This is a genomic window from Lonsdalea iberica (assembly GCF_002111585.1).
Taxonomy (GTDB): domain Bacteria; phylum Pseudomonadota; class Gammaproteobacteria; order Enterobacterales; family Enterobacteriaceae; genus Lonsdalea; species Lonsdalea iberica.
Map to the genome: position 1 here is coordinate 81,884 of NZ_LUTP01000006.1, position 16,162 is coordinate 98,045.

General features: G+C 54.7%; 15 protein-coding genes and 1 pseudogene. 8 read left to right on the plus strand and 8 right to left on the minus strand.

Going from position 1 to position 16,162, the window contains the following annotated elements:
- The first annotated feature begins 41 nt into the window (after window positions 1–41).
- Window positions 42–1,679: an alpha,alpha-trehalase TreA gene (gene treA, locus AU511_RS03700; RefSeq protein ID WP_094108808.1), complete on the plus strand. Its 1,638-nt coding sequence runs from the start codon at window positions 42–44 to the stop codon at window positions 1,677–1,679.
- 104 nt (window positions 1,680–1,783) lie between these two features.
- Here treA and clpA read toward each other — a convergent pair whose 3' ends face one another.
- Together clpA and clpS are read right to left on the minus strand one after the other, a co-directional pair.
- The gene (gene clpA, locus AU511_RS03705) at window positions 1,784–4,063 is read right to left on the minus strand and encodes an ATP-dependent Clp protease ATP-binding subunit ClpA (RefSeq protein ID WP_094102218.1); all 2,280 of its coding nucleotides are present in this window, start codon (window positions 4,061–4,063) and stop codon (window positions 1,784–1,786) included.
- Window positions 4,064–4,092: 29 nt separating this feature from the next.
- Window positions 4,093–4,412 (minus strand): annotated as a pseudogene (gene clpS / locus AU511_RS03710) (ATP-dependent Clp protease adapter ClpS).
- 325 nt (window positions 4,413–4,737) lie between these two features.
- On the opposite strand from clpS, the gene cspD reads away from it, so the two are divergent.
- Window positions 4,738–4,959, plus strand: coding sequence for a cold shock-like protein CspD (gene cspD / locus AU511_RS03715; RefSeq protein ID WP_026740460.1), 222 nt, complete (start codon window positions 4,738–4,740; stop codon window positions 4,957–4,959).
- Between the two features lie 166 nt (window positions 4,960–5,125).
- Here the strand turns inward: cspD and AU511_RS03720 are convergent, their stop codons facing one another.
- Entirely contained in the window at window positions 5,126–5,917 is a 792-nt protein-coding gene (locus AU511_RS03720) for a hypothetical protein (protein WP_094108809.1), read from the minus strand.
- 244 nt (window positions 5,918–6,161) lie between these two features.
- Window positions 6,162–7,820: an ATP-dependent nuclease gene (locus tag AU511_RS03725; RefSeq protein ID WP_094108810.1), complete on the minus strand. Its 1,659-nt coding sequence runs from the start codon at window positions 7,818–7,820 to the stop codon at window positions 6,162–6,164.
- A 170-nt stretch (window positions 7,821–7,990) separates the two neighbouring features.
- On the opposite strand from AU511_RS03725, the gene AU511_RS03730 reads away from it, so the two are divergent.
- Window positions 7,991–8,893 carry a LysO family transporter gene (locus AU511_RS03730; RefSeq protein WP_094108811.1) on the plus strand — a complete coding sequence of 301 codons (903 nt, stop codon included), beginning with the start codon at window positions 7,991–7,993 and terminating at the stop codon, window positions 8,891–8,893.
- Between the two features lie 24 nt (window positions 8,894–8,917).
- On the opposite strand, the gene AU511_RS03735 is transcribed toward AU511_RS03730, so the two are convergent.
- Both AU511_RS03735 and AU511_RS03740 read right to left on the minus strand, forming a co-directional pair.
- Window positions 8,918–9,760: an N-acetylmuramoyl-L-alanine amidase gene (locus AU511_RS03735; protein WP_094108812.1), complete on the minus strand. Its 843-nt coding sequence runs from the start codon at window positions 9,758–9,760 to the stop codon at window positions 8,918–8,920.
- A 13-nt stretch (window positions 9,761–9,773) separates the two neighbouring features.
- A complete protein-coding gene (locus AU511_RS03740; RefSeq protein ID WP_094101048.1) occupies window positions 9,774–10,097 on the minus strand; it encodes a heavy metal-binding domain-containing protein in 324 nt (107 codons plus the stop codon).
- 361 nt (window positions 10,098–10,458) lie between these two features.
- On the opposite strand from AU511_RS03740, the gene artP reads away from it, so the two are divergent.
- The 5 genes from artP to AU511_RS03765 all read left to right on the plus strand — a co-directional run bounded on the left by artP (window position 10,459) and on the right by AU511_RS03765 (window position 14,324).
- Window positions 10,459–11,187, plus strand: coding sequence for an arginine ABC transporter ATP-binding protein ArtP (gene artP / locus AU511_RS03745; RefSeq protein ID WP_167371994.1), 729 nt, complete (start codon window positions 10,459–10,461; stop codon window positions 11,185–11,187).
- A gap of 17 nt (window positions 11,188–11,204) precedes the next feature.
- Window positions 11,205–11,936: an arginine ABC transporter substrate-binding protein gene (gene artJ, locus AU511_RS03750; RefSeq protein WP_094108813.1), complete on the plus strand. Its 732-nt coding sequence runs from the start codon at window positions 11,205–11,207 to the stop codon at window positions 11,934–11,936.
- An 11-nt stretch (window positions 11,937–11,947) separates the two neighbouring features.
- Entirely contained in the window at window positions 11,948–12,664 is a 717-nt protein-coding gene (gene artQ / locus AU511_RS03755; RefSeq protein WP_094101045.1) for an arginine ABC transporter permease ArtQ, read from the plus strand.
- A complete protein-coding gene (gene artM / locus AU511_RS03760; protein WP_094108814.1) occupies window positions 12,664–13,335 on the plus strand; it encodes an arginine ABC transporter permease ArtM in 672 nt (223 codons plus the stop codon). Before artQ ends, artM begins: the two co-directional genes overlap by 1 nt.
- Before the next feature lie 254 nt (window positions 13,336–13,589).
- Window positions 13,590–14,324, plus strand: coding sequence for an arginine ABC transporter substrate-binding protein (locus AU511_RS03765; protein WP_094108815.1), 735 nt, complete (start codon window positions 13,590–13,592; stop codon window positions 14,322–14,324).
- Between the two features lie 157 nt (window positions 14,325–14,481).
- On the opposite strand, the gene rlmC is transcribed toward AU511_RS03765, so the two are convergent.
- Window positions 14,482–15,612, minus strand: a complete 1,131-nt coding sequence (rlmC, locus tag AU511_RS03770; protein ID WP_094108834.1) for a 23S rRNA (uracil(747)-C(5))-methyltransferase RlmC — start codon at window positions 15,610–15,612, stop codon at window positions 14,482–14,484.
- 67 nt (window positions 15,613–15,679) lie between these two features.
- Window positions 15,680–16,132 (minus strand): YbjO family protein, encoded by a 453-nt coding sequence (locus tag AU511_RS03775; RefSeq protein ID WP_240503757.1) that lies wholly within the window; start codon window positions 16,130–16,132, stop codon window positions 15,680–15,682.
- Between the last annotated feature and the right edge of the window lie 30 nt (window positions 16,133–16,162).

A 16,162-nucleotide genomic window follows, 5' to 3' on the forward strand; every position in this document is an offset into this window, starting at 1 on the left:
TTATTGCTCAATTTGCACATAATAGAGGAGTAGAGCGAGCGATGTTAACCCTCCAGGCAATGAGGACATATCCGTTTTTGATTATTTTACAGATAACCACAATCCTGGCTTTTCCCGTTATGGTGATGAAGAGCGCTCACGCAGAAAACCCGCAGCCTATCGCCACGGCTCCGCCGGATATCACGATGGGGCCGCTTTTCGAAGCAGTGCAGAAAGCGAAAATGTTTCCGGATCAAAAAACGTTTGTAGACGCGGTTCCCCGCTACTCGCCCTCGGCCATCATGGCGGATTACTATATGCAGCGGCGGCTGAACAATTTTGACCTGCAGCATTTTGTCCTGCATAACTTCACCATTCCTGCAGACGGTAAAGGTTATATCCCACCCGGCGGCCAGACGCTGCGGGAGCATATCATCGATTTGTGGCCACACCTTACGCGCAGTACACCCGACATTACCCGCTGGGACTCGCTCTTGCCGCTGCCCAACGCCTATGTGGTGCCGGGCGGACGCTTCCGCGAAGTCTATTACTGGGATAGCTATTTCACCATGTTAGGCCTTGCGGAAAGCGACCAGTGGGGTCTCATCCGCAACATGGTGCAAAACTTCGCCTACCAGATCGACCGTTACGGACACATCCCCAACGGTAATCGCACCTATTATCTGAGCCGTTCACAGCCCCCCTTCTTCACTAAAATGGTAGAGCTGCTGGCGAAGCATGACGGCGACAATTTGCTGGTGACCTATCTGCCGCAGATGAAGCGGGAATATCAGTACTGGATGGACGGAGAAAACAGCCTACAGCCCGGACAGGCCGACAAACGCGTCGTCCGCCTCGGCGATGATGTACTAAACCGCTACTGGGACGATCGCAACGTCCCCAGGACCGAGTCTTGGCTCGACGACGTCACCACCGCCAGCGAAGTGCCGGAAAGCGAACGACCGCAGCTATACCGTGACCTACGCGCGGGAGCAGCCTCTGGATGGGACTTCAGTTCACGCTGGTTGAAAGACCCGATGAAGCTGTCGACGATCCACACTACTGATATCCTGCCGGTCGATCTGAATGCGTTGCTCTATCACAATGAGATGGTGCTGTCGAAAGCCAGTCGTTTAGCCAACAAGATGACCGACGCTGATCGTTACGCTCTCAGGGCCGACAAACGCAAGCAGGCGTTGAATCGCTACTTTTGGAACGCGGAAAAGCAATACTACGCGGATTACGATTGGCGCCAAGGCAAAGTGAGCCAGCAGTTGACCGCGGCAACCCTGTTTCCGCTGTATGTCCAGGCCGCCCCACCGAATTACGCGCAAGAGACTGCCCAGGCGGTCCGTAACGAGCTGGTTCAGGAAGGAGGGATGGTGACGACCACTCTACACTCTCACCAGCAATGGGACGCGCCGAACGCGTGGGCGCCCTTGCAGTGGGTCGCGGTGGAAGGGCTACGCTATTACCAGCAAGAGCCGCTCGCCGAAGAAATCGCGGTCCGTTTTCTAAACAGCGTTCGGCATACCTATGAACGCGAGCATAAGTTGGTGGAGAAATATGCGGTTGAAACCGGCGAACTTGGCGGCGGCGGCGGGGGCGAGTACGAACTGCAAGATGGTTTTGGCTGGACGAATGGCGTCACGCTTAAACTGTTGAGTCTCTATCCGCCCCATCAGGATCAAGACGATTAAAACGTCTCACCGATCTCACTTTGATTAACCCTGAGGCATATTCTCTAAAAACAAGGGCATCCATTCGGATGCCCTTGACGTTGGGGTTAGCGAATAACGCGTGGTTAGGACGATACCGCGCCCTCAGTTTTGCGTTTCTGCGCGCTGTGGAAGCTATAGCTCAGCTGCTGGGTCGTGGAATCCAGTTCTACGGTAACGGATCCCCCTTCCACCAGCGAGCCAAAGAGCAGTTCGTTGGCCAGCGGTTTCTTCAGATTCTCCTGAATGATCCGCGCCATCGGCCGCGCGCCCATCGCTTTGTCGTAACCTTTCTCAGCCAGCCAGTCGCGCGCATCTTCGCTGACTTCCAGCGACACGCCTTTGGCATCCAGCTGCGCCTGCAGTTCAACGATGAATTTATCCACCACCTGCTGAATTACTTCGGTAGAGAGATGGTTGAACCAGATGATGCCGTCCAGACGGTTACGGAATTCCGGCGTAAACACCTTCTTAATCTCTTCCATCGCATCGCTGCTGTTATCCTGCTGTATCAGCCCGATAGATTTACGCTGAGTTTCACGAATCCCGGCGTTGGTCGTCATGACCAATATGACATTACGGAAATCAGCCTTGCGACCGTTGTTGTCGGTCAGGGTGCCGTTATCCATTACCTGCAGCAGCAAGTTAAACACATCGGGATGCGCTTTTTCGATTTCATCGAGCAATAGGACGGCATGCGGATGTTTAATCACTGCATCCGTCAGCAGACCGCCCTGATCGTACCCGACATAACCCGGAGGGGCGCCGATTAGACGACTCACCGTATGGCGCTCCATGTATTCGGACATATCAAAGCGCAGCAGTTCGATGTCCATGGCTTTCGCCAACTGTACCGTGACTTCGGTTTTACCCACTCCCGTCGGCCCGGCAAACAGGAACGAACCCACCGGTTTGCGTTCGTGACCCAATCCAGCGCGGCTCATCTTGATGGCCTCGGTCAGCGCCTCGATGGCTTTATCCTGACCGAACACCAGCATTTTCAGACGGTCGCCCAGGTTTTTCAGCACATCACGGTCACTGGCGGAAACACTCTTCTCGGGAATCCGAGCAATGCGCGCCACGACCGATTCAATATCCGCGACGTTGACGGTTTTCTTGCGTTTGCTGACCGGCATCAGTCGGCTACGCGCGCCGGCTTCATCGATCACGTCGATCGCCTTGTCCGGCAGATGACGGTCGTTGATATATTTCACCGCCAGCTCAACGGCGGCGCGCACGGCTTTCGCGGTGTAGCGCACATCATGGTGAGCTTCATATTTCGGTTTCAGGCCGTTGATGATCCGCACCGTCTCTTCAACACTCGGTTCAGTAATGTCGATCTTCTGGAAGCGACGCGCCAGCGCCCTGTCCTTTTCAAAAATGTTGCTGAACTCCTGATAGGTCGTGGAGCCGATAACGCGAATTTTACCGCTCGACAGCAGCGGCTTAATCAGGTTCGCCGCATCGACCTGACCGCCTGAGGCGGCGCCCGCGCCGATGATGGTATGAATCTCATCGATAAACAGGATGCTGGTTTGATCCTGCTCCAGCTGTTTCAGGAGCGCCTTAAAGCGCTTCTCGAAATCACCGCGATATTTGGTGCCTGCGAGCAGCGAACCGATATCCAGAGAGTAGATGGTACAGTCGGCGATCACCTCGGGAACATCGCCCTGAACGATACGCCAGGCCAGGCCTTCGGCGATGGCCGTTTTACCGACGCCGGATTCACCAACCAACAGCGGGTTATTTTTACGACGACGGCACAGCACCTGAACCGTGCGTTCCAGTTCACGTTCGCGACCAATAAGCGGGTCAATACCGCCCACGCGAGCCAGTTGATTAAGGTTGGTGGTGAAATTCTCCATACGCTCCTCCCCTCCAGCCTGCTCTTCGTTCACCGGATTTTCCTGGCTGACCGACGGCCCGGACTCTTCTTTACGCGTACCATGGGAAATGAAATTCACCACATCAAGGCGGCTGACGTCGTGCTTGCGCAGCAGATAGGCGGCTTGCGATTCCTGTTCGCTGAAAATGGCGACCAGCACGTTGGCGCCGGAGACTTCGCTGTGTCCTGAGGATTGTACGTGGAATACCGCACGCTGGAGCACACGTTGGAAGCTCAGCGTCGGCTGCGTATCGCGTTCCGCTTCGCTCTCAGGCAGCGTTGGCGTTGTTTGTTCGATGAAGGTTTCCAGTTCCTGACGTAAAGCATCCAGGTCGACCGTGCATGCGTCCAGTGCTTCACGTGCGGAGGTATTGCTGAGCAATGCCAGCAGCAAATGCTCCACGGTCATAAACTCTTGACGGTGCTCACGCGCTCTGGCGAAAGCCATGTTGAGACTGAGTTCCAGTTCTTGATTGAGCATAGGCACCTCCCCCAATATATTGCCTTAAATCAGGCTTTTTCCAGCGTACATAGCAACGGATGCTCGTTCTCTTTAGCATAACGATTAACCTGATCGGCCTTGGTTTCTGCCACTTCAGCGCTGTATACGCCGCAGATAGCCTTTCCCTGGTAATGAACCGTAAGCATCAGTTGCGTTGCACGTTCGATATCATAAGAAAAAAACTTTTGCAGTACGTCAATAACAAACTCCATCGGCGTGTAATCGTCGTTGATGAGCACAACGTTATACATGGACGGCGGCTGCAATGCTTCAGTATGGCGAGCTTGGTCTGGTCCTCAGTGTGCGACCACGTACTATGATTTCCCATCGTTTTTCCAAATCTTAACTGTGTTTTGCCCTGGTCTACCGTACTTAACAGTAGCACGTCTGTTTTTTATTTTACCATTGCCGAACCAAAATCACCCGGCAACAAAAGTACATCAACCCATTTCTGCGATAGGCGTAATCTTCCCCGCCATTCCGTTACCCATATCAAATTTTGGCGAAGCCGACGCGCCGCCTAATCCATCGCGCTTGACGACCCACGCAATTTTAATAGAGTCTTAGTGTGATTGATGAAGTTTTAATCAATTTTGATTTCACCTTAACCAATAACCCCACCGTAAAAATACGCTTATGAAGGATGGAGATGTATGGAGACGGGTACTGTTAAATGGTTCAATAACGCCAAAGGCTTTGGTTTTATTTGCCCAGAGGGCGGAGGGGAAGACATTTTCGCACACTACTCAACTATCCAGATGGACGGCTACCGCACGCTGAAAGCGGGCCAGGTGGTTAATTACAGTGTGCACCAGGGACCGAAAGGCAATCATGCCAGCCTGATTGTGCCATTTATTGACGAGCCGGTGGCCTAACGACTGACCAAGTACGTCGCGGCGTTGGCGCTGAATCTGCCTGCAAGGCTGGTCACCAAGGTGGCCAGCCTTTTTATCTTAACGACCGCAGAGGTTAATTAACATCAAACCGGCGACTATCCGCACCGCCACCGTAGCGAAAATATCGGTTATGAAGCGCTCGCGGTCAGAGTTCAAATGCGGTGCGAAGCGATTCTCGCTCTTCATCGCTGAGTTCCAGTCGCATTAAACGGTCGTCCAGCAAAACAGGAATATTGACCTCTTTCAGGAGTACCGCCCATCCCTGTTTCATGCTCTCATCCAGATAAATGGGCTGTTCATTGCATTTCAGCAGACTCGCCAGTTTGATTTTCTTTTTATCTTCGCCGATATAGGTATACGGCTGCACGCGTATGAAAAACGATTTTCTGATGTCGTCGAGTTCGACAGGAACAAGTGTTAATTTCGACAGGCATTTTGCTTTACGCCCAGCACGGAAAAATTTCACGCTGTTATTAAACGACAGGGCCGCCAGAATAAGCAAAGCGCCGATAAGTCCCCCGGCAGCGATGATTCGGTTATTCAATTTCTCTAATCCCAGAGTCAGCGTCGCCATTTCCGGATGCTCGGACGAGATGACGACATCCGTCGTGTAGTTGCTGCGCGAAATGTCCAAAAACATGATATTTATCTTTGAGGCATGGACTTCGTTCTTATATTTGTACTTCACATCCGCAGAGCAGAGCGTAATGCTATATTTCATTCGGCATTTCCCCAGGGAAATACCGGCATCCTCCATGACTAACGGGCTTTTACTAATAATGTAGTCACGATAAATATCAGGCACTTCACTTTTAGCGAACACCAATGCAACACATAATATTAACAAGGCCGCAATAAAAGCGCCTAGACTGCTGGCAATGCCGGGGCGAGAAATAAAAATGGGTCGAGAAGAGAGTATCGCCTTTGCCTTTTCCATTAAAAATATATCCTTATTTTATTGCTGCAGTAAAATTGAGTTTCATATAAATCAGAAACAACAAAAAGCGGCGCGATTATAATTACTTTCCCTTCCACTGTAAAAATTTCATTCGGGCTTACTGAAGGACAACGGACAATTAAACGTGGCGCGCTCAAGACAATAAAACTGGAGCGAGTTCGTGAAACAAATGTTCTATTACGAGGGTAAAGCCTGTCGAGCGCGCTATTGTCATCTGTCGTCGCTATTCAGCCCGCCCCCGCGCCAGCCAAAGCACACGTGAAAACATATGACGCATCAGCGGCGGAATTGCCCTTTCCCCCCCTGTCGCCGCTTCCATGGCCACTTCTATGGCAAGATCCGGCTTGGAAGTACGATGAATGGCCTTGGCGATGATTTTAGTTGGCGATAGCGGCACATTATCCGGCAACTGCGCGACGCGGTGATAAACCTGAGCGAATCCGCTCTTATACATGAAATATTCCATATCTCGCGCCGGCAGCACCGTCAAATGGTCTCGTTCATGTTCATGCTGATCCACCAGCAGACTTCGGGTCGTCGCGGCATATTTTTTACCCGCTTCATCGCCGTCAACCAGCACATGCCATTCAATTCCCATGCGCTGGGCGAATTTAAGCAGCGGCCTCAGCCCGGCCTGCGCGAACTCAACCACCTTCACCCCCTCAGCGCCGAAGCGGTGACCGCATTGACGCGCTAGCTCGCCAATCATCCACACTTCCGTTTCCCCTTCCACCAGCAGCCAACAGCGCGCAAACAGCGACGCAGGCCGGTTGATGCGGATGTGGAAGGCAATACGGCGCGCGTCCTCCACCGACATGCCTTGTGGCCCGAGACGATACGTTGCCACCCTGGTTGCATTTCGCACCAGCCGACAAAGCTGTTCTACCGGCACCAGCGATAGCAATTCGCCGGAGTTGGTCGTGGTCATTTTCTGAAGCGGCAATTGGCTTAACAGGCCCCAGGCTACGGAAAGCATAATCGGATGCAGCCGGGTTTCCGGGTCTTCTATCAGCAGCAGCGGGCGAGCCTCAGGGTCGAGCCTCACCGCGCCTTTCGCCTGCAGTAGCGTCACGAACAGGCTAAGCAAAATAATGCGATGATTCCGGCTGTTGGGGCCGGCCATCATGCGGTTGATGGTATCAAGCGCTCGCCATGAGCGGCCGCCGCCCAGACGCGCATGTCGCTGATGACGATCGTTGGGCGCCGCATTCTGTTCGGAGAAATAGTGTTCGACCAATTGACGCATAATCGCCACCCCTTGGTGCAGTTCACGATTGGTCATGCGATGAGGGTTCTGCCCCAGCGACTCCACCAGCAGTTCAAACTGCTGCGCCAGATGTTCTCCGTTTTCGACCTCAGGTTCGATTGACGGCACGGGCTGCCGCCGCATGAAACGAGCATCGCGCAGCCTGAGCACCGGATGAAGATGAATTAACGTCTGCGCCAGCGCATCAATATCCGACAGAGAACGCGCTTGCCCGTGCTCGTCCAGAAAACTGCGCCTGGTCTTGACCGCTTTCGACTGATCGACCTCACCTTCAAGGCGATAAACAATGCGTTTGAGGCGCTCGTCCCCGTGAATAAATAAAGGAAATAGCTTACGGTAGCGTGCAGATTGATGATGACCCACATCGGTTTCACGAAACGTGAAAACGATCTGGAGGTGGTTTTCACGGCTGGCCTCGTCGCCGGGAGTGAAATGGAAGTCATCCAGCTGGAAGCGATATAGCGGCGGCGCGGGGGACAGCAGTAAAGAGAGCGCGTCGAGCAAACTGGATTTTCCCCAGGCATTTTCGCCAATCAAGACCGTATTCTCATCCAACGCCAGAGACAGCCGGTTAATTCCCCGGAAACCAACAATATCGACCTTTTCCAGATACATCCGCCCCTCCTCATGGGCTATGTCATGACCTGCATGGAGACACGCTTCGGCAGGGTCTGATTTCGCCCGCCATCACTGCTTTACCCGATTTTGTTTTTTATTTAAAATCACATAATTACAACTTATCACTCCAGCCAAACCGCGCCACTTTCCCAAGGAAAATCTTCACTATGTATTCAGGATTACTGATCATTCTGCTGCCGCTGATACTCGGCTATCTGATCCCTGTGCGCAATAAAACCCTACTGCAAGGCGTGAACCGGCTACTGAGCTGGATGGTGTACGTCATCCTGTTCCTAATGGGCATCAGCCTGGCCTTTCTGGAAAATCTGGGCAGCAACCTGCTTGCCGTACTGCAATATGCCACCGTTTATACCGTCTGCATTATCGCGGCGAATCTGTTGGCGCTATGGTTGCTGGAAAAACGCAGCGCCTGGACGGCCACGGCGCTTTCCTATGAGGAGATCCCTTCCCGACTAAAAATGATGCTGGAATCGCTGCAGCTATGCGGGGTGGTGCTAGCGGGGTTCCTGCTGGGGCTGAGCCAATGGTCTTTCTTGAAGTTCGCAGCCTCAGGCGGAGAATACGCGCTGCTCGTGCTGCTGTGCCTGGTCGGGATCCAACTGCGCAACAGCGGTATGACCTTGCGCCAAATCGTTATCAATCGTCGCGGCACGATTATCGCCGGTGTCGTGGCCGTCAGCGCGTTGTGCGGCGGCGCGCTGGCTTCGCTGCTGCTCGACATGCCTTTGAAAACCGGTCTGGCGATGGCTTCCGGCTATGGCTGGTATTCGCTGTCGGGCATTTTGATGACTGATGCCTACGGTCCGGTTATCGGGAGCGCGGCATTCTTTAACGATCTGGCGCGTGAACTGATCGCCATCATGCTGATCCCGAGCCTGATTCGATCCCGCCGCGCCAGCGCACTGGGCTTGTGCGGCGCTACCTCGATGGACTTTACGCTGCCGGTACTGCAACGCAGCGGCGGCGTCGACATGGTTCCGCCCGCCATCGTGCACGGTTTCATACTGAGCCTGCTGTCGCCGGTCTTGATCGCGATGTTCGTCGCCTGAACCCACAGAGCAGGTGAACACCCGCTACTGCCCCCCGTATTTCTCCAGCAGCGAATCCACGATAGCCTCGGTTTCAGCATCGGCAACTCCGTCATAGCGTTGGGGACGGAAATGCATCTGGAAGGCCGCGATCACACGCTGCTGCTGTTGCGTCGTGATCAAATCATTGACCTCGTAGCCATAGCGAGCCAGCTTATCCAGCAGCGGACGCACAGCGACCGGCTCATCCCGCGCGCGGCCCGCCAGATAAAATCGTACCCTATCCGTATCAGGCCAGGCGCCGATACCGGCCTCCGCCAGCGCTTTCCAGGGGAATAACGGTCCGGGGTCAACCTTTCTTTGCGGTGCGATATCGCTGTGGGCGACCACATTCCAAGGCGCGATCTGGTGGCGCTCCAGGATATCCCGCGCCAGATGCGCCAGCAGCGCCACCTGTTGCGGCGAATACGGCGCCCAGCGGCAGCTCCCCAACAACGAACAACGGTAGCCCTTATTCTCCAATTCTATTCCCACGGAGAGGGAATTCAGTTGAACCGCTCCACGCCAATAGCTGATCCCGGCATGCCACGCGGCCTGGGACTCCGGCACTAGCTGCCACGCCACGGGGACGCCCGCGCTAAGCGGCGGCTTTTCGGGGATCAGATAGTGCGCGCTGACCTCGCCCTGCGTCAGGAGATGCAGCGAGTTGGCGAAGTCCTCCGCGGTGTAATGAATGACCAGCAGTTTGACGCGGGAAGTCTGATTGCGCGACACATCCGCCGTAGACAGTTGGTAATCCTGGCCAATGTGCGATACCGGTACGGCCGTGACGGGCGCCTTGCATCCGGCGAGCAACGCCAGTACCCCGGAAAACAGCATGCTACGCATCAGCCCGCCACCGTCAGCGGCTGAGTTTGACGGCAGTGCCGCTGATCGTGACCATCAGCATACTGCTGTCCTTGCCGACAGTTTCATAATCGATATCGATACCCACTACGGCATTGGCGCCTAAGTCCGCCGCTTGTTCTTCCAGCTCTTTAAACGCAATCTGGCGCGCGCGCCGCAGTTCCTTCTCGTAAGCGCCTGAGCGGCCGCCGACGATATCTCGGATCCCGGCGAAAAAATCCCGGAAGATATTCGCGCCGAGTATCGCTTCGCCCGCGACCACGCCGCAGTATTCAGTAATCACAAAGCCTTCGAGCGTGGGAGTCGTAGACAGTTGCATGGCAATCTCCTTGAGGAATTCGGATGAGTCGTCAAATACATCGTCAGGATGTTCGCGCGGCGACAATGAAAAGGTGTCGCCGTCTGCGCAAAACCCGAGACGGAAGTATAGCCTGCTGGCGCAGTGAATCCTCCGGCAGATTCACCGCTGTTTTCCTGTTGAAAACAAAACAGGCGATAAAAAATCGTTTATGAGGTGTGGTTATCACCTGAGAAATCAGGCGATGAAGACGGGAAATCGTTATTTTATGCTATTAAGCGGGCAATAAAACGCCTGTTTGCAAATTTTAACCCGTGGCGATTGCATAACTATTCTGCCAACGTTACCATTTGCGGCATCAATGTCTATTCAATTCTTGCGCATGAGTATTCAACTAAACAGCATTAACTGTTTCTACGGCGCGCATCAGGCGCTGTTCGATGTCACCCTTGACTGCCCGGCCGGTGAAACGCTGGTCCTGTTAGGGCCCAGCGGCGCGGGAAAAAGCTCCCTTCTGCGAGTGCTAAACTTGCTGGAGATGCCGCGTTCCGGTTCGTTGTCTATCGCCGGTAACCAGTTTGACTTTACCCGCACGCCGGGCGACGACGCAATTCGCGAACTCCGCCAAAACGTAGGGATGGTGTTTCAGCAATATAACCTGTGGCCGCATCTCACGGTGCAGCAGAACCTGGTCGAAGCGCCTTGCCGCGTGCTGGGATTAGGCCGTCAGGAAGCGCACGCTCGTGCTGAAAAGCTGCTGAAACGCCTGCGTCTGAACGACTTCGCCGACCGCTATCCGCTGCATCTTTCGGGCGGACAGCAACAACGTGTCGCCATTGCCCGAGCGCTGATGATGGAACCCCAGGTCCTGCTGTTCGATGAACCCACCGCGGCGCTGGACCCGGAGATCACCGCACAGGTCGTGGGCATTATCCAGGAGCTGAGCCAAACCGGCATCACTCAGGTCATCGTCACGCATGAGGTCGATTTCGCGCGTAAAACCGCCAGCCGCGTGGTGTATATGGAAGACGGGCGCGTTGTGGAGCATGGCGACGCCTCGCACTTCACTCAGCCGCAAACCCAAGAGTTTGCCAGCTACCTATCACACTGATGATTCAGGAAAGCCCTATGAAAAAGGTATTTGTGGCCGCGCTGCTTGCCGGATTGAGCCTGTCAGCCAGCGCAGCAAACACCCTGCGTTTCGCCACCGAAGCCTCTTATCCCCCCTTCGAATTTGTCGGTGCGGATAACCAGATTCAGGGATTTGACATCGATTTGGCTAACGCTCTGTGTCGGAAAATGGAAGCGACCTGTACATTTAATAATCAGTCGTTTGACAGCCTGATACCGGGCCTGAAATTCCGTCGCTTCGATGCCGTCATCGCCGGCATGGACATCACGCCGGAGCGTCAGCGTCAGGTCAACTTTACCCAGCCGTACTATGACAACTCCGCGCTGTTCATCGCACAGAAAGATAGCGTGAAGGATGTTTCCGCGCTTAATGGCAAACGCGTCGGCGTGCAGAACGGCACCACCCATCAGAAGTACCTGCTGGAAACGCATCAGGACATTACCGTCGTGCCTTACGACAGCTATCAGAATGCGGTGCTGGATCTGAAAAACGGCCGTGTTTCTGCCGTGTTCGGGGATACCGCTGTGGTCAACGAATGGCTGAAGCAGAACGCCAACCTGGCCGTCGTCGGCGATAAGGTGACGAACAAGGCGTACTTTGGCGCCGGTCTGGGCATCGCGGTTCGTTTGCATAATGATGCGCTGCTGCAGAAATTCAATAACGCACTGAACAGCATCAAACAGGATGGGACTTACCAGGCCCTTTATCAAAAATGGTTCCAGCAATAGTCTGATACCCGATGATTGAATTACACCCTTTAGCCAGCGCCGCCGGGATGACCGTCGGCCTTGCCCTTTGCGCCCTGTTTTTAGGCCTGATTTTGGCGATGCTGTTTGCCCTGTGGGAAACGGCGCGCTGGAAAATCGTCAGCGCCTGCGGCACCGCATTGGTGACTTTGCTGCGCGGCCTGCCGGAAATTCTGGTCGTGCTGTTTATCTACTTCGGCTCTTCCCAGCTGCTGCTGATTCTGGCGGACGGATTCAGCATTAATTTGTATCTGTTCCAAATACCGGTGCAGTTGGATATTGAAACATTTGAGGTCAGCCCGTTTCTGTGCGGCGTAATCGCATTGGCCTTGCTGTACGCCGCCTATGCGTCACAGACGCTGCGCGGCGCGTTGAAATCAGTCCCGCGCGGTCAGTGGGAGTCCGGACAGGCGCTGGGAATGACGAAAGGCGCAATCTTCCGCCGTCTCATCATGCCGCAGATGTGGCGCCATGCGCTGCCTGGGCTGGGAAACCAGTGGCTGGTGCTGCTGAAAGACACGGCGCTGGTCTCGCTCATCAGCGTCAACGACCTCATGCTGCAGACCAAAAGCATTGCAACGCGTACGCAAGAGCCCTTCACTTGGTACATGATAGCGGCAGCCATTTATCTAGTGATCACCCTGTTGAGCCAGTGGGTCCTTAAACGTATTGAAACTCGCGCCACTCGCTTCGAACGGAGGCCCTCCTGATGCTTGACTATATTCCTGAGCTGCTCAAGGGGCTGCATACCAGCATCACGCTGACGGTCACCGCGCTGATTGCGGCGCTGTTTTTGTCGCTGCTGCTGACCATCGTGCTGACGCTGAAGACGCCGCTGCTCTCCCTGGCCTCCCGCGCTTACATTACGTTGTTTACCGGCACCCCGCTGCTGGTACAGATCTTCCTGATCTACTATGGTCCGGGCCAGTTCGACGCCATCAAGCAGATCCCCTGGCTTTGGTCTCTACTCTCTCAGCCATGGTTGTGCGCCATGATCGCGCTGGCGCTCAATAGCGCCGCCTACACCACCCAGCTATTTTATGGCGCGGTGCGCGCCATTCCAGACGGTCAGTGGCAATCCTGCGCGGCCCTCGGGATGAACAAACGCCAGACGCTACGCATTCTGCTGCCTTTCGCCTTCAAACGCGCGCTGTCGTCCTACTCGAACGAAGTCGTGCTGGTGTTTAAAGGGACCTCTCTCGCCTATACCATCACACTGATGGATGTGATGGGCTACGGGCAACTGCTTTATGGTCGGACTTATGACGTTTTGGTGTTTGGCGCCGCCGGCATCGTTTACCTTTGTGTGAATGGACTGCTAACGTTAATTCTGCGGATGGTTGAACGCCGGGCTCTGGCCTTTGAAAATCACGATGCATAACCACGCACGATTGTGATGCTTCCAGCCCGAAAGAGCCCGACTCTCTCGGGCTTTTTTATGCACTCAGTACGCACACGCCAATGAGTGGAATGCGTCGCTTATCGTCCAGCATTCAAAACCTTAGTCACCGTTGACTGCCCTTTTGCCATTGAATTTGTAATTGTTTTGTTTGCATATAAATTCACTCGGTGGCAAGGTAAGCCTCTAGGGCGGACCGTAATTTCGTCTAACTATAACGATCTGGAGTGAACACAATGAAGAAATGGGTACTTGCCACTCTGTTGGCTGGAATGAGCTTTGGCGTTGCGGCTGCAGACAACATTCGGTTTGCCTCTTCGGCTACCTATCCGCCGTTTGATTTTATGGATGCGAATAATCAGATCGCCGGCTTCGATATTGATCTGGCCAAGGCCATGTGCGACCAGATGAAGGCGACATGTACCTTCACTAATCAGGCTTTCGACAGCCTGATCCCGGCGCTGAAATTCCGTCGTTATGACGCCGTCATTTCCGGAATGGACATCACCCCAGAGCGCAGCAAGCAGGTCGCCTTTTCACAGCCTTACTATGCCAACTCCGCCATTGTGATCTCACAGAAAGGAAAGTTCGCGACATTTGCCGATCTTAAGGGCAAACGTATCGGTATGGAAAACGGCACCACTCACCAGAAATACCTTAATGAGAAGCATCCTGAGATACAGACGGTGTCTTACGATAGTTACCAAAACGCCATCATTGACCTCAAAAATGGCCGTATCGATGGGGTGTTCGGTGATACCGCGGTCGTCGATGAATGGCTGAAAAACAGCCCTGAACTGGGGGCGGTGGGTGAAAAAATTACTGACCCGGCCTACTTCGGCATCGGTTTGGGGATTGCCGTGCGTCCGGACAACTCCGCCTTGCTGGCGAAATTGAATCAGGCGCTCAGCGATGTAAAGGCGAACGGCACTTATAAAACGATTAGCGATAAGTGGTTCCCGGCGCAGTAAGTCGCACACGCGCTAACGTCATCGGGCTGCGGTGCAGCCCGTCTTCACCCGCCTCATTCCCCATCTGTCCCCTTTCCATGCTGTAACTCGCCGCCCTGTCTCTACTCGCCGTCGATCTCCATCGACATCACTCCCGGGCTGACACCCTGCGCTGAATTTACGCTACCCGTTTCAGCAAGGTCAGCACTTCATAGTGCGCGGTATGCGGAAACATATCGAACAGCTGGATTTGTTCGGCGCGATAGCCGGGGAGCCGCGACATATCCTTCGCCATACTTTGGGCGTTGCAGCTGGAATAGAGAAGGTACGGCGGTGCCATTCGACTGAGATACTGACAGAGGTCGTCCCCAATGCCGCGACGAGGCGGATTCACGATAACCAAATCCGGCACCGCGCCTTTTCCGATGGCAAACCGCGTCGAATCCAGCGCCTCGAAGTGCACTTTCTTCAGCCCGAGCAGTTCGGCGGAGCGTCGCGCGCAAGCGATAGCCTCGGCGCTGATTTCAATACCGGTCAACGTCATCTCCGGCGTCGCGCAGTGAAGTCCAAATCCGCCCACGCCGCAGAACAAATCCCACAGGCTGCGGACCGGCAGCGCGTGTACCCAGCGCCGGGCGGTGTCGTATAGCGACGCGGCCACATCAGGGTTGGTCTGGAAGAAGCTTTGCGGGCGGATGGCCAGCGGTATCTGATTAAACGCTTCCTCCAGCACCTGCTGGCGGCTGAGCGGGATTTCTTGCTCCCCTTCCATGATCGCCTGATGCACGGGCTGGATGTTGGCGGATATCACCGCCAGCTGCGGCAGCTGTTCCTGCAACCACGGCAGCGCCGCACGCAATGGGTTCAGTTTGGTTTCCGAGCGTAAAACAAACCGCAGCATAAAATGCCCGTTCAACCGACTTTCCGTCAGCAGCAGATATTTCAGCTCGCCGCGCCGACGAGCCACTTGATAAGGCGTTAATCCCGCCCGCGCGATAAACGTCTTCAGTACCGTAAACACGGGCTTGAAACTGTCGGGATAAAGCGGGCAGTCGCACAGGTCGACCGAGGTGCCGTCGCGATGGAGTACACCCAACAGCGGACGCTCGACGCTGCCGCTCACCACCATCTTGGCTTTATTGCGAAAGCCGCTATGGGGCGAAGGAAGCGCGGGCAGCCACTGACAAACCGAATGGTCAGCCAGCAGGTCATTCAAATGCTGCTGTTTGTCTTCCAACTGCTGCGGATACTCTTTTTCCAACCATTGGCAGGAACGGCAGGTGCCGTCGTTGTAGCGGGCGCAATGCATCACGGTAAATTTGAAACCTGTTAAGAAATCAAAGGAGGCGAATTGTAGCACCCCCTTGAGCGAAAGATTATTTGCGACGCATAAAAAAGCGTTGGCTGCGCCGGGGGAGAAACAGGAGGAGCAGCATGACCACATCCGCCGCCTTGTGCTCCAGCAGCTGTTTAAACACGCCCATCTCATCATCGGCACTTAGATAAAAGATAGGCGGCAGCACATTCGCCACCGATGCGATGAGAATGTAGAGCATCGTCAGACACTGGCAAGCCAGATAGCACCAGCGCCCCCAGTCGCGCCCATACAGTACCGCAAACCCACAGCGGACCTCGAGGCAAAACAGCAGCCATGCCGCCAACATCAGCAGAGTGGTATCCCATTGCGCTGCGCTGTTGCTTAACCAACCGCCGAAACCATCCAGCCCCAGCTCGCCAATCACCAAAGCCAACCCCACGCAGCGGGTGGCGATAATACCGGTTCCCGCCACCATCACCGCGACAGGCGTACCGCGGCGGTACAGTCGCAACGCATCCTTTTTTATAGACAGAATAAGACT

What these genes read in the sequence shown, in the direction of transcription:
- treA (WP_094108808.1), top strand. Translation starts at nt 42, where the DNA reads ATGTTAACCCTCCAGGCAATGAGGACATATCCGTTTTTGATTATTTTA.
- clpA (WP_094102218.1), bottom strand. Translation starts at nt 4,063, where the DNA reads ATGCTCAATCAAGAACTGGAACTCAGTCTCAACATGGCTTTCGCCAGA.
- cspD (WP_026740460.1), top strand. Translation starts at nt 4,738, where the DNA reads ATGGAGACGGGTACTGTTAAATGGTTCAATAACGCCAAAGGCTTTGGT.
- AU511_RS03720 (WP_094108809.1), bottom strand. Translation starts at nt 5,917, where the DNA reads ATGGAAAAGGCAAAGGCGATACTCTCTTCTCGACCCATTTTTATTTCT.
- AU511_RS03725 (WP_094108810.1), bottom strand. Translation starts at nt 7,820, where the DNA reads ATGTATCTGGAAAAGGTCGATATTGTTGGTTTCCGGGGAATTAACCGG.
- AU511_RS03730 (WP_094108811.1), top strand. Translation starts at nt 7,991, where the DNA reads ATGTATTCAGGATTACTGATCATTCTGCTGCCGCTGATACTCGGCTAT.
- AU511_RS03735 (WP_094108812.1), bottom strand. Translation starts at nt 9,760, where the DNA reads ATGCGTAGCATGCTGTTTTCCGGGGTACTGGCGTTGCTCGCCGGATGC.
- AU511_RS03740 (WP_094101048.1), bottom strand. Translation starts at nt 10,097, where the DNA reads ATGCAACTGTCTACGACTCCCACGCTCGAAGGCTTTGTGATTACTGAA.
- artP (WP_167371994.1), top strand. Translation starts at nt 10,459, where the DNA reads ATGAGTATTCAACTAAACAGCATTAACTGTTTCTACGGCGCGCATCAG.
- artJ (WP_094108813.1), top strand. Translation starts at nt 11,205, where the DNA reads ATGAAAAAGGTATTTGTGGCCGCGCTGCTTGCCGGATTGAGCCTGTCA.
- artQ (WP_094101045.1), top strand. Translation starts at nt 11,948, where the DNA reads ATGATTGAATTACACCCTTTAGCCAGCGCCGCCGGGATGACCGTCGGC.
- artM (WP_094108814.1), top strand. Translation starts at nt 12,664, where the DNA reads ATGCTTGACTATATTCCTGAGCTGCTCAAGGGGCTGCATACCAGCATC.
- AU511_RS03765 (WP_094108815.1), top strand. Translation starts at nt 13,590, where the DNA reads ATGAAGAAATGGGTACTTGCCACTCTGTTGGCTGGAATGAGCTTTGGC.
- rlmC (WP_094108834.1), bottom strand. Translation starts at nt 15,612, where the DNA reads ATGCATTGCGCCCGCTACAACGACGGCACCTGCCGTTCCTGCCAATGG.